Here is a 13,043-nt window from a genome sequence, read left to right as displayed (position 1 = left end):
TAACGGATTTTGAGGCCTGAAGGGTCAGTCGCTGGCAGGAACAGCAGAGGGTTCCCTCTGGAAATCCAGCTGCTCAAAAGCTGCCACCACTGCTGGATCAAACATGCTGCCCGAGCAGCTCTGGATCTCCTGCAGGGCTGCCTCATGGGTGAAAGGCTCTTTGTAAGGCCGCTTGGACACCAGAGCGTCATACACATCCACCACAGTAAAAACGCGTGCCAACAAAGGGATGTCCTGTCCTGCAAGACCTGAAGGATAACCCTTGCCGTCCCAGCGTTCATGGTGGTGCAAAACCAGAGCAAGGGTTTCTGAAGGCAAATTGGGGATGTGCTTCAGCAACTCATGTCCAATCTGGCTGTGTTTTTTGATGGCGTTGTATTCCTCTGGGGTCAGTTTGGCAGGCTTGAGGAGGATCTGGTCAGAGATGGCGATTTTGCCCGCATCGTGCAAATAAGCCCCCCATCTGAGGGCATTGAGGGCTTCTCGGGGCAAATCCAATTGCTGACCCAGTTTCAGGGAGAGGTCCACCACCCGGTCTGTGTGTCCTTTGGTCTCGTAATCCCGAAATTCGAGGGCCAACCCAAGTGTGCGCAAGGTTTCTTCCCGGCTGTGGTCCAGTTGTTCCAGATGGAAGGTGCGTTCCAGAGCGTGGGTGATGCGGTCTCGAATGGCCGACAGCAACCGCAAAACATCGTGACCGATGGGAATCTCTTGCTGGGTGTGCCCCAACAGCATCAAGCCATACAGGCGTCCTTCCAGCACAATGGGAACCACCAGATGGCGGCTTTCACGTACAGTACATTCTGCGGTGCAAGGCTGAAAACGCGATTCTGCCAGACAGTCAATGGCTGTTCCTTTTGCGATGACTTCCCAGAAGTGGGGTTGCTGCAGCAGGGCTTTCAGGTGGTTTTGCAAGCCCTGACAACCCGCTTCGGTCAGGTTGCCCTGCACCACAGGGGATTTCAGGCTGCCTTGTTTTTCCAGTTCAAAAAATGCAGCAAAATCGAAAGGCATGCATTTCAAGCTGTGCTTGAGGGCCACCTCCACCACATCGGTGAGTTCGTTTTTCTGCTCCAGTTCGACCACCAGCAGCAACAAATTCAGGGTGTGCTGCAGGGCTCTGGCCTTTTCCTGCTGGGCTTCAATTCGGGCAGTGATGTCCAGAGCCGTGATGATCATGCCCTGACATTCTCCCTGAGGGTTCCAGAGGAACTTGAAGGCACTTTCTACCCAGATCACATGGCCATCTTTGTGCAAGCCACGGTGTTCGGTCACCAGCATGTCTTGATGCTGCGCAATGGCGTCCTGCACAGCTTGGTTCATCCTCTGGCGGTCTTCAGGGTGCACCATGTTCAGGTTGATGCGGTCTGATTCCTCAGGTGGGTAACCATACAGTTGCTGCATGGAAGGCGAAACGTAGGTGCAATTGAACTGGGCATCCAGCACCACAATCATGTTCACGGTGTTCTGGGTGATCAGTTGCAACTGTGCTTCTTTTTCCTGCAAAGCTTTGAAGGCAATGTGCTTCTCAGAGACATCCCGCAGGATGATCACCACATTCTGGAGCACACCTGATTTGACGATGGGAATCACGCTGTATTCACACCAGAGGGGCTGCCTGTTTTTCCCATACACCACAGCCTCACCTTTTTGAGGTTGTTGCTGTGACATGACCCGTTGTCGCATCTGCTGCAATTCCTGTACATCCGTCAGTGGGCCATGCAAGGTGGTGGTGGGCTTGCCCAAAATGTCTTCACGTTCGTATCCTAGGCGCTGAACAAAAGCATCGTTGACATACTGGATGTATGGGCCGGGCCATTCATATCTGTTGTCTGCAATGTAAATCAAATCGTGGGCTTGCTGCACAGCGGTGCTGAGCAACTCCATTTCTTGCTGGTGGCTTTTTTTGCTGGTGATGTCTCTGCCAATGGCAATGCATTCGCCGTCAGGTTCCAGCACAGCATTCCATTCCAGATGCACAATGCGTCCATCTTTGTGCAATTGGCGGTTTTCAAACATCACCAGTGTCTGGGTGTGCTGCAACCGTTCAAGGGCTTCAGAAGTGATCTGAACATCCTCTGGATGAAGAAAGGCATCCATGGATTTCCCCACCATTTCCTCTGGTCTGTACCCAAAGCAATCCCAGCAACGCAGATTGACTGAAGTGATCACCTCTCCTCTGGAGGTCACAATCAGGTCCAGAGAATGGTCCAGAATGCGGTTCATGCGCTGCTGCACTTTTTCGTTTTGCTCCCTGAGGCGTTGCTGGTGAAGCCCGAGGGTCAGGGATTGGGCCACCTGTGCAGCCAGCACAATGCTGGTGGTGTCCGGGGTGAACACCTCTGGACTGGCAGCATAGAACACCCCCACAGAGCGGTCTGGAAATTTCAGGGCACAACAGAACAGTTGCTTGAGCTGGTAATGCTCCATCAGGAAGGCTTCCACAGGTCCCCACTCTGAGGGATCGGCAGTCCACACCAATTGAACTTCAGGAGTTTGCAAAGTGCGCTGCATCAAAACGCTGGTGTTCACATCAATGCGAACCTGCATCAATACGGCAGCTTCTTCAGGCGAAAGGCCCCAGTGGGACATGGGGCGCATTCGGTTGGGGTCCTCTGGAGAGTCTTGCAAGCCTACACCTGCATGGGTGCAGTGCAGGGCTTCACCAAACAATTCTGCAAAGAGGTGCAAGGCATTTTGAGGCCATTCCAGAGCCAGTTGTGTGGCCTTGAGTGCTGGAGATGTCATTGACCGGCCTCCTCTCGTGCTGCTCCATAAAAAAGGGAAGCAACTGGGCATTCCGATTGCTTCCTCTCATGTTACTTTAAGTTTCGCTTCAGCTGAAATTTTGACGATTTGAACCGGGGTTTTCCCTCACAATGCAGGGGATTTCCCCAAAAGGTGGTCACCTCTGGTCAGGCCAGCAACAAGACTGCAGATTCTGCTGGCACTTCCACCTTCTCTGAAACGGTTTCTCCTGTTAAAGCGTTCTGCCAGTGCCCCGAAGGCAACCCCAGAGCTTTCCCTTCCCTGTTCTTGTTGAGCACAAACAGGGCCATTTCCTGCTGACCGCTTTTGTGGGTGTAGCTGCGGGTGAAAGCAAAGACATCTTCTTTGGTGTACAGCAAGCGCAAATCTCCCTCTTGCAGCACCAGAGCGTTCTTGCGCACCTGAATGGCCTTTTTCACAAATGCCAGCAAGTCATGGTCCCACAGGGCTTCATCCCACGGCATGGTTTTGCGGTTGAAAGGCATGGTGCCTTTTTCAGGCTGGTCCAGACCGATTTCCGTGCCGTAATACAGACAGGGAACGCCGGGATAGGCCATCAGGCACAGCAATGCGGCTTTCAGGAGTTGCTTGTTGCCTTCCAGACGGGTGATGGCCCGCATCACATCGTGCGAATCAAGCTGGTTGAATTGGCTGAGGGCCACACTGGCAGGCAGCACATGGTACGCATCCCACATCAGTTCGGACATCTCAGTGACATCGGGCTGGAGGGGGTGGCCTTGCAAAGACTGGTCACTGAGCCAGTCCATCAGGGGGTTTTTGAACCCGTGGTAGTTCATGGCCCCATCTTCCCCGAGGCCGTCCAGGGCCCACTCCCCATCCCAGGAACGCTCTCCGAACACGTAAGCCTGAGGGTTTTCGGCTCTGGCAGCTTTCTTGAGGTTCCTGAGGTGCTGTACGTTTCCAGCATCGGTGCCTTCATTGCCGATCATGGAGGCCACATCCAGACGCCAGCCATCAATGCCCTGCCTGAGCCAGTGGCGCACCACTGAGTTTTCCGCATTCCAGAAGTAATCGGCGGGCTCTGCAGCACTGTAATTGATTTTGGGCAGGGACCGCACCCCATAAAACGCGATGTAGGGGGGTTGCTGCTCCGGGGTGAAATTGAACCAGCTGCGCTCTGGAGCCGTTTCGTCCTGCAAGGCTTTTTTGAAGATGTGGTGGTGTTCACCCACATGGTTGAAAACCCCATCCAGCACCAGCTTCATGCCGTTGTCGTGCAGGGCGTCTCTGAGGGATTCAAAGGCTTCTTGCCCTCCAAAATGGGGATCAATTTTCAGGTAATCGGAGGTGTCGTACTTGTGGGCAGAGGGGCTCTCAAAAATCGGGGTCAACCAGAGGGCGTTCACCCCAAGGTTCTTCAGGTAAGGCAGTGCCTGCTCGATGCCTTGCAGGTCTCCGCCATAATGCCCGTGGATGTCGAGGTCCTTGGAAGGGGGCTCGGACCAATCCACTTGGACCACATCCCGGCCTTCGTACTGGTATTCTCCGGTCTGCACGTCATTGGAAGGGTCTCCATTTCTGAAGCGGTCCGGGAAAATCTGGTAGAACACTGACTTCCATGCCCATTTGGGGGCCACATGCCCGAATTCATACTGGAACCAGTCCCGAAAGGGCCTGCGCGTGTGCCCGAGGCGTGCAGCCGTGTATTCCAGCCGGTCCTCAATGGTGTAAACCACGAAGCTGTACTTCAGACGGCCTTCCTCAAGGGGGAGTTGCGCCTCAAACCAGTGGCCTTCTCCATCCAGAGGGGCAATTTTGCGGGTCGGTTTGCGCATGATTTCGCCATGTTCCAGCACCTGCAGATCGACTTTCTCTGCAGGCAGTACGGTTTTCAGGCGCAAGGTCAGGTGGGTGTGGGAACGCTCCAGATAAGCCGGAGTGTGGTTGTGCCAGACGGGAGTGTAATGGTTCATGAACGGCTCCTCGGGTGCGGGAATGTCTTCTATCACTTTAAGGACTGACACCGTGAGAGAGTCAAGGCACAAACAACCCTGCAGAAGGGCCACAGGTCTGAGCCCATCCAAAAAAGGGCTCTGGCTTTCACCAGAGCACCTTTGGGCGTGATTCAGCCTCCTGAAATCATTGGGGGTATTTCAGGCCAAATCCATAAGCGAAGAGGGGATCGTAGGTGGCATCTCCCACGTTGAGGGGCAGTTGAGCCACGCTCTTGGGCCAACTGACCGGCAGTTTTCCAGAGAAGTTGAAGTCCCCGAACAGCACATCGGCCACGCCTGTGCCTTCTGAACCGGGCAACCAAGCAGCCACAAAAGCATTGGCTTTGGCCAGTTCGTTGTTGATGATGAGCGGGCGACCCGAGACCAGCACCACCACGCACTTGACGTTGCTGCACACGTTGTCGATGGTGGCCTGATCGCTGGCCGTCAGGGTGAGGGTGCCGTTGTCCCCTGCACCTTCGGCATAAGGCTGTTCACCGACCACCACAATGGCCGAGTCGTAACCTTTGCCTGTGGCATCTGCAGCCGTGGGGGTCTTCACGTAATCTACGGTTGCTGTGGGAGCCACTTTCTTGATGCCGTCCAGAATGGTGGTGCCTTTGGTGATGGCCCCTGCACCCCCCTGCCAGGTGATGGTCCAGCCACCGCTCTGGAGGCCGATGTCGTTGGCGTGGGCTCCGGCCACCAGCAGTTTTCCGGTTTTCTTGAGGGGCAGGGTTTGCTCGTTTTTCAGCAGGACCAGAGATTCACGCACCGCTTGACGGGCCACTTCGCGGTGGGCATCCGAGCCGATCTGGTCGATTTCACTGCGGTCAGAGAAAGGTTTTTCAAAGAGGCCCATCTCAAATTTTTTGGTGAGGATGCGTTTCACAGCGTCGTCGATGCGGCTCGTGGCAATGCGGCCTGCTTTGACTTCGGCAATGGCACCGTCATAGAAGGTCTGGTACTTGTCAGGCACCATGATCATGTCGAGGCCCGCGTTGATCGAGTTGGTGATGTCAGAGTTGTAATCACCGGGAATCTGGTCAATGGCGGCCCAGTCGGAAATCAGGAAACCTTTGAAGCCCAGTTCGGTTTTCAGCACGTCTGTCAGGAGGTACTTGTGGGTGTGCATCTTGGTGCCGTTCCAACTGCTGTAGGAAGGCATGATGGTCGCCACATTGTGCTTGATGGCCTCAATGAACGGTGCAAGGTGGATTTTCCGCAGGGTGGCTTCATCCACTTCGGTGTTGCCCTGATCGATCTTGCCATTGTTGTAGGTGGTTCCACCATCGCCCACATAGTGCTTGGCAGTGGCCAGCACGCTGTTCTTGTTGTTCAGGCTGGCCCCCTGATAGCCGTCGATGATGGGGGTCATCATGGTGGCAATCTCGGGATCTTCGCCAAAGGATTCGTAGGTGCGGCCCCAGCGCTCATCCCGAGCCACACACAGACAGGGAGAGAAATCCCAGCGGATGCCTGTCGCGTAGATTTCCTTGGCGGTCACCTCACCGATTTTCTTGACCAGTGTGGGATTGCGGGTGGCCCCGAGACCGATGTTGTGCGGGAAAATGGTGGTTCCGTACACGTTGTGGTGGCCGTGCACCCCATCCACCCCGTAAAGCATCGGAATGGAGAGGCGGCTTAAGAGGGAATAGCTCTGGAAGTCATCCACCATGTTGGCCCAGTCCACAGGGTTGTTGCCTGTGGTGGGTGCAGATCCACCTCCGCTCAAGAGCGACCCAAGGGACAGGTCGGCCAGATCGTATTTCTTGCTGTTCACAGCACCACGTTCAGCCTGGGTCATCTGACCGATTTTCTCTTCGAGGGTCATTCTGGAGAGCAGGTCGTTCACGCGGAAATCCACAGTTTTGCTGCTGTCCTGATAGGGGAATTTCTCGTCGTCTTTGAGGTACAACACGGCCTCTTTGACATTGTCGAGGGTGGCCCCATTGGGATCAGAGAGGGTGACTTTCAGGGTCAGGTTGCCCTCTGCCACAGCGTTGTTGGTGCTCTTGACCGTGAGGGTTTTGGTGTCTTCTCCTGCAGCAAAACTCAGGGTCCCCGAGGCTGCCGTGTAGTTGCTGCCTGCCTTGGCGGTTTTGTCTGCGGTGGTGTACTTCACGGTCACAGGACTGGTGGGTTTCTTGTCGAGTTTGACCGTGACGGTGGCGGTTTCCCCTTCGGAGACCACCACTCTGGGGGTGCCAAAGGAGATCTTCACGGAAACAGGGGGTTTGGTGCCGCCAGGAACCAGAGAAATGTCGTCGATGTAAACGGTGTGGGGGGCAGCCTCGGGCTGTCCGTTGCTGAGTTCGAAAGTGAAGCCCCACACTTCAGAGAGGGTCACCCCGTCGTTGGGGGTTTCGCCAGAGGGTTGCCATCCACGGCGCACCAGTTTGTCGAAAGGCACCTCGACTTTCTTCCAGCCTTTGGTGTCGTCTTTGAAGGGGAACTCGAAACGCTCTGCACTGTCGATGTCTTTGTTGGGGCCTTTGTTGTCGAGCAAATCAAAACGGTAGGTTCTTCCGCTGCCTTCTCCATAAAACATGAAGGTGACGGCTTTGAAACTGCTCCAGTCGGTGTTGCTCCACTTTTTGCCCGTGGCATCTGCAATTTTGAAGTCAAACCCGCCCCAGCTTCCAGTCAGGGTGAAACTGGCCTTCAGGGCTTTGGTGTCTTTGTTCTGGGCGTTCTTGATGGTTTCTTGGGTGATGACCAGGGGGTCTTCCCCTTTTTCTTTGAAAGTGCGGATCTGTGCAGCGCTGTCCGGGGCGTCCACATCCACAGCAGATTCAAAGTTCAGAAAGACGGTTGGGGTCTCGGGATTGGGGTTGGGTGGGGTGGTGGTGGCTTGACCACAGGCCACCAGAGATCCAGCCATCAGGGCCGTCAGTAAAAACGTTTTCTTAGACATCCACTTCCTCCAGCAACAAAATGGGGGTGGTGAGGTTGCACCATCTTGCCGCGACAGCACAAAACCTCACCAAAAAACGCTGCCTGTCATGCTTTTGACAGAAGGTCGATGGGTGCATCAACAGGGGGCCGCCGCAGGTTTCGACCTGCGCCCTGAAGCACCGTGAAAAAGTTATGCAAACGTTTTTACATATCCTGACAGATGGATCCTTGTTTTGCAAGAGAACAAACCAGAGGATGAAAAAAGGGGGCAAAACTGCCCCCACACAAACATGTCACCGCATACATTTTTGCTGCCTTTCTAAAGCATTTGACAGAGAAATCAGAGGTTGATGCTTGAGGTCGTGTTGTTTGAAATAGAAGGATTCGTTTGAATCCTTCTATTTCACTGTTAAACGCAGTAAGTTCAGAGCTGCTTGGCGTACCGCTCAATCACACCGATGGTGTCCTGCAAGCCCTGCTCGGCTTGAATTTTTTTGCCCAGTGCTCTGGCCTTTTCGGTCATGGGGGGCTGACCCAGCACCGTTTCAATGGCTCTGGTCAGTTGATCTGCGGTCAGGGTTTTTCGGGGCATGGGGGCAGGACCCACCCCGAGTTGCTGCACCCGATGCCCCCAGAAGGCTTGGTCTCCGAAAAACGGCACCACCACATTGGGCACCCCTGCCCTGAGGCCCGCAGCCGTGGTGCCTGCTCCGCCATGGTGCACCACAGCACGCATGCGTGGAAACAACCAGGTGTGTGGGATGGCATCGCTGAAAAACACATTTGAAGGGGCTTCACCTTTGAACATGCCTCCCCAACCTTTCAAGAGCACAGCACGCTGTCCAGTCCTTTGCAGAGCACCCAGCACCAGTTCAGCGGTGGCTTCGGGGTCACGGTTGCCCATGCTGCCAAAGCCAATGTAAAACGGCTTTTCGCCAGCATCCAGAAAGCGTTTCAGGTCTTCAGGGGGCTGCCAATCCCTCTGGGGGTCCAGCAACCAGTACCCTGCCATGTGCACATGTGCGGGCCAGTCCTGGGGCCTCGGGAGTACAGATGGACTGATGCCATGAATCACAGGAGGCTGAACCCGGTGGTTCACCTTGCGCGGTCCCCAGAAAGGAGAAGCTGGAAGCCCGAGCACCGCGCTCCGCACCTTCTGGTCTCCGGCCCGGAAACCCTGCCACATCACCTGCTGCACCACATGGTGGGTCAGCAGGTTGAACGCCCCCATGTTGTTGCCACCAGAGGCAGGAAACAGTGCCCCCGGAAAAGCAGTGGTCGGATAAAACGGCACCACATGGGCTTCAATCAGGGGGATGTGCAATTTCTCCTCCAGATTGCGGGCCAGACTGAGACCCCCAATGCCTGCCAGCAACAACTGCATGTCTTGTGCGGCCTGCACACCCACCTGTGCCCATTCCAGAGCTGCTTCCTGCACCAGTTTTGCGGTGTGCTGGTTGATTTTGATGATGTTCCCAGTCTCGATGACTTTGCGAAGGGCAGGGTCCTGCATGGCCTCCTGCACGTTGCCCTGAACCGGCCAGAAATCCAATCCCAGAGCGGTGGCCACTTGGGCATAACTCTGGTGGGTCAGCAAACGGACATGGTGTCCTGCCTGTTTCAAGGCACCTCCCAGAGCCAGATACGGCTGCACATCTCCCTGTGTCCCAAAAGCCAGAATCAAAATGTTGAGGCTGTTCATTCTGGAAGCCCTTTCACCAGCACATCGGCCAGCAGGTCTGGAAGTTGATCCCAATCCTCCTGCAAAGACAGGTCACCCAGCATGCGCTGCACCAGCAAACCCAGAATCAGGGCGGTCAGGACAGGCATGCTCCAGTGGGGCAGTGTCCTCTGGTGGCGTTCGGCCCAGCTTTGCATCTGCACCTGAGCCCCAAGCAACATCGGCTGCAAAATTTGCTGCTGGAACCGGCTAGCGATCTCAGAATTCACCAGACTTTCCGAGACCATCACCTTGAACAGTTCACTGTGGCTGCCCTGAAAAAGCCCAAGGGGATGCTGCAAAAACGTTTTGAGCAGGCTTCGCAAATCCAGATCCTGAATGTCCAGAGGATTGATGTTTTGCTGCACATTGTGGGTGAGGTGCTCCAGCAAGCCCAACAGCAAGGCATGTTTGTTTTCGAAGTGGTAGTAGAGGGTGCCGTCTCCCATGCCGGCGGCTCTGGCCACATCTTTGATGGTGGCGGCTTTGAAGCCTTTTTCGGCGAAGATATGCGCAGCGGCCTGCAGGATGTGGGTTCGGCGGCTGTCTTTGAGGTGGTCTTGCAGGTTTTTCACCACGACACCAGTTTCGAATACTCAATCATATTTTCGAATATACATTCGAAACATCAGCCTTGCAAGTGACTTTCATGTGAAGGCCATTTCAAAGCACTCAGAACACCATCCAGAGTGCAGATGGTGTTCTGTTCAACAGCAAAAATGAAAAGGGAGGATTCAAAAGAATCCTTCCATTTCAAAAAACCCTTCCCAGAGGAGAAAATTTTTTTGCTTCTGTGAAATGCTCTAAAACGTCAGTTTGAGCTTTTCTCGAAGCACCAGACCCCTTTGCGGTCCACACAAAATTGGGGCGTTCCAGTCAGGTACCGAAAAGTCACTGTGGGGTTCACTTCAGAACGGAAAAACATCCACTTGAACTGCTTCTGCTGTGAAGTTCTGGCTTTGAGGACCAGACCTTCTCCAGAGTGCAGTTTCCAGTAACCCACAGGCTGCATCTTGCCATTCACATCCCTGTAAACCGCCCCTCCTTGCAACATGAAAGAAGTGGTTTTGGGACAGCTTTGCATGCACACCCACTGTCCATTCAGGTCACTGCTGCTCAGGGTCAGGGTGTTCACCACAGGCAGACCAATCATCGCAATCAAGGTCAAAAGCAAAACACAAAACAAAGCCCAGAAACCATCACGGTTGAATTTGGACGAAGCAGAAACACGAGGCTCGGGTCTGGAAATCGCCACTCCGGACATGTGCAACCTCCTTTGAAGATCAGGGGCCAGAACTTGGGGCGTCTGCATCCATCATGAACAACTTTTTCAGGACACAATGCATTTTCGTCACTTGACAGGTGTGCATGAAGAAAGCCATAAGATGCTCTGGTCAAAGGGGCTTCTCCCCTGCCAGAGCCTCCGAGTTGAGCTGCACCCACAATCTGGACTTTTGCTGAAATTGGAACGCCAGCGACCCTGTAAGATGGGGTGTATTTTTGCCATGATCAAGAAACTCCGTTCCCTCAATCCCTTCCAGATGATTGCCCTGACTTTTTTGATGGGCATTGTGCTGGGTACCCTTCTGTTGTCTTTGCCCTTCAGTGCTGCATCAGGGGTCAAGATCAACACCTTACAAGCCCTTTTCACTGCCACCAGCGCCCTGTGTGTCACAGGATTGGCCGTGGTGGACACCCAGAGTTCTTACAGCACTTTTGGACAGTTGGTGATTCTGTTTTTGATTCAAACAGGTGGTTTGGGCATTCTGACTTTCAGCACAGCCTTTGCCTTGCTGGCCGGAAAGCGTCTGGGGGTTCAGGACCGTCTGATGTTGGCCACCCAATTGAGTGTGGGCAACTCTGGTGAAGTGGTGCAGGTTCTGAAGCGTATTTTCCTGTATGTTCTGATGGTCGAACTGTTGGGCACTTTTTTGCTGTTTTGGCATTTTCTGCCCCTTGAAGGAGCAGCCAAAGGTCTTTATTACGCTGTTTTTCATTCCATCAGTGCCTTCAACAATGCAGGGTTTGCCCTTTACCCTGACAGCCTGATCCGCTTTGCTGGAGATGCCTACCTGAACGGGGTGATTTCGTTGCTCATCATCTTGGGAGGTTTGGGATTTTTGATTCAAGCCAGAGTGTTTTTGCATGTGCTTCATCCACGCAAATACCGACTGGACCTGAACAGTTGGATCTCATTGTGGACACCTGCCGCATTGATTGTCGGCGGCTGGCTGCTGCTGACCCTTCTTGAATGGAACAACTCTGGAACCCTGGGCAGCCTTCCCCCAGCAGACCGGGTCTTGGCAGGATTTTTCCAGAGCGTCAGTCCTCGCACTGCAGGATTCAACACCATCGATTACGCTCAGATGACCCACAGTGGGTTGCTCATCACCATCATGCTGATGTTTGTGGGAGCCAATCCGGGTTCCACTGGTGGGGGCATCAAAACCACCACCTTTTTTGTGCTCATCACCAGTGTGTGGAGCATGGTGCGGGGTCGTGGCGAGATGGTCGCCTTCAAAAAGCGCATCGATCAGGAAACAGTGCTCAGGGCAGGAGTGGTGGCCGTGATGGCCCTCAGCATCATTGCAGGGGCCATTTTATTCTTGACCGTCACCGAACAGCGCAACATTCAAACTGGAAAATTGGACTTCCTGAAAGTGGTGTTTGAAGCCTTCAGTGCCTTTTGCACGGTGGGCCTCAGCATGAATGCCACCCCACATTTCTCTCAGGCTGGACAATTGATTCTGGTCTTTTTGATGTATGTGGGCAGGATCGGGCCTCTGACTTTTGCATTTGCCCTGAGCACCAAATCCAACAAGGGCATGGTGCATTACCCAGCAGACAAAAACATCCAGATCGGCTAAATTGAGCAGGCTTGCAGGGTTCAAAGGGTTTGCTGGGTTGACTGGGTCTGAAAAGATGGAAAGCGAGGGTTTGGGATGAAAAAACAACAATTTCTGGTGATTGGCCTCGGGCGCTTCGGTTCAGCGGTGGCCACCACCCTGTACCAACTCGGGCATGAAGTGGTCGCTGTGGATGTTCACGAAGAGAATGTGGAAGAGGTCATGAATCAGGTGACCCATGTGGCCATGATTGACGCCACCGATGAAAGGGCTCTGGTGGCCATCGGCATCAAAGATTTTGATGTGGTGATCGTGTGCATCGGGGCAGATGTCAAAGCCAACATTCTGGCCACGGTGGCCGCCAAAAGTGCAGGGGCCAAATATGTGGTGGCCAAAGCCATCGATGACATGACCCGACGAGTGCTGGAAAAAGTCGGAGCAGATCTGGTGGTGCGTCCAGAGCACGACATGGGTGTCAGGCTGGCCAAAAAACTGGTGCGTCCACATAGCTTTGACAACGTGGACCTCGGGACCGACTATGCCATTGTGGAGGTCACGGCCTCAAGGCGGCTGGTGGGCAACCTGCGTGACCTGAACCTCACCAACCGTTTCGGGGTGCAGGTGATTGCCATCAACCATGCTGGGCATGTCCGCATCACCCCCAAAGCCGAAGACACTGTGCAAGAACACGACACTCTGGTGGTGGTGGGGACTCTGGGCAATGTGGAAAGCTTGCTGCAATTCTCAGAGGCTTAAGGAATAACGTTATTCCTTGAGGAAAAGACGTTTCAGACAACAAAATCAGAATCGCACCCTTGCAAACAAAGCGCTTTTCCATCTTTGGATCACTTGCCT

8 protein-coding genes are annotated in these 13,043 nt (G+C 54.1%); 2 read left to right on the top strand and 6 right to left on the bottom strand.

Annotation, left to right across the window (positions count from 1 at the left end):
- Window positions 1-24: 24 nt before the first annotated feature.
- From Q371_RS25220 to Q371_RS03345, 6 genes are all read right to left on the bottom strand, one after another.
- On the bottom strand, window positions 25-2,748 hold the full coding sequence (locus Q371_RS25220) for a PAS domain S-box protein (protein ID WP_051963150.1): 2,724 nt from the start codon (window positions 2,746-2,748) through the stop codon (window positions 25-27).
- 167 nt (window positions 2,749-2,915) lie between these two features.
- The gene (locus Q371_RS03365; RefSeq protein WP_034336120.1) at window positions 2,916-4,703 is read right to left on the bottom strand and encodes an alpha-amylase family glycosyl hydrolase; all 1,788 of its coding nucleotides are present in this window, start codon (window positions 4,701-4,703) and stop codon (window positions 2,916-2,918) included.
- Window positions 4,704-4,869: 166 nt separating this feature from the next.
- Entirely contained in the window at window positions 4,870-7,641 is a 2,772-nt protein-coding gene (locus Q371_RS03360; RefSeq protein ID WP_084571207.1) for a glycoside hydrolase family 3 N-terminal domain-containing protein, read from the bottom strand.
- Window positions 7,642-8,046: 405 nt separating this feature from the next.
- Window positions 8,047-9,324, bottom strand: coding sequence for a glycosyltransferase (locus tag Q371_RS03355; RefSeq protein ID WP_034336118.1), 1,278 nt, complete (start codon window positions 9,322-9,324; stop codon window positions 8,047-8,049).
- Window positions 9,321-9,917 (bottom strand): TetR/AcrR family transcriptional regulator, encoded by a 597-nt coding sequence (locus tag Q371_RS25215; RefSeq protein WP_169743780.1) that lies wholly within the window; start codon window positions 9,915-9,917, stop codon window positions 9,321-9,323. Before Q371_RS25215 ends, Q371_RS03355 begins: the two co-directional genes overlap by 4 nt.
- Before the next feature lie 236 nt (window positions 9,918-10,153).
- Window positions 10,154-10,606: a hypothetical protein gene (locus Q371_RS03345; protein ID WP_034336116.1), complete on the bottom strand. Its 453-nt coding sequence runs from the start codon at window positions 10,604-10,606 to the stop codon at window positions 10,154-10,156.
- Window positions 10,607-10,847: 241 nt separating this feature from the next.
- Here Q371_RS03345 and Q371_RS03340 point away from each other — a divergent pair, with 241 nt between their 5' ends.
- Window positions 10,848-12,209 (top strand): TrkH family potassium uptake protein, encoded by a 1,362-nt coding sequence (locus Q371_RS03340; protein ID WP_245618210.1) that lies wholly within the window; start codon window positions 10,848-10,850, stop codon window positions 12,207-12,209.
- A gap of 75 nt (window positions 12,210-12,284) precedes the next feature.
- Window positions 12,285-12,944, top strand: coding sequence for a potassium channel family protein (locus Q371_RS03335; protein ID WP_034336111.1), 660 nt, complete (start codon window positions 12,285-12,287; stop codon window positions 12,942-12,944).
- The last annotated feature ends 99 nt before the right edge of the window (window positions 12,945-13,043 follow it).

The organism is Deinococcus misasensis DSM 22328, from assembly GCF_000745915.1.
GTDB lineage: Bacteria > Deinococcota > Deinococci > Deinococcales > Deinococcaceae > Deinococcus_C > Deinococcus_C misasensis.
The sequence above is the reverse complement of the archived record's forward strand: the minus strand, read 5'-3'. Positions and strand labels throughout refer to the sequence as shown.

Bases quoted from the DNA above. Each gene is read 5' to 3' on its own strand.
- Q371_RS25220 (WP_051963150.1), bottom strand. From the start codon at position 2,748: ATGACATCTCCAGCACTCAAGGCCACACAACTGGCTCTGGAATGGCCT.
- Q371_RS03365 (WP_034336120.1), bottom strand. From the start codon at position 4,703: ATGAACCATTACACTCCCGTCTGGCACAACCACACTCCGGCTTATCTG.
- Q371_RS03360 (WP_084571207.1), bottom strand. From the start codon at position 7,641: ATGTCTAAGAAAACGTTTTTACTGACGGCCCTGATGGCTGGATCTCTG.
- Q371_RS03355 (WP_034336118.1), bottom strand. From the start codon at position 9,324: ATGAACAGCCTCAACATTTTGATTCTGGCTTTTGGGACACAGGGAGAT.
- Q371_RS03345 (WP_034336116.1), bottom strand. From the start codon at position 10,606: ATGTCCGGAGTGGCGATTTCCAGACCCGAGCCTCGTGTTTCTGCTTCG.
- Q371_RS03340 (WP_245618210.1), top strand. From the start codon at position 10,848: ATGATCAAGAAACTCCGTTCCCTCAATCCCTTCCAGATGATTGCCCTG.
- Q371_RS03335 (WP_034336111.1), top strand. From the start codon at position 12,285: ATGAAAAAACAACAATTTCTGGTGATTGGCCTCGGGCGCTTCGGTTCA.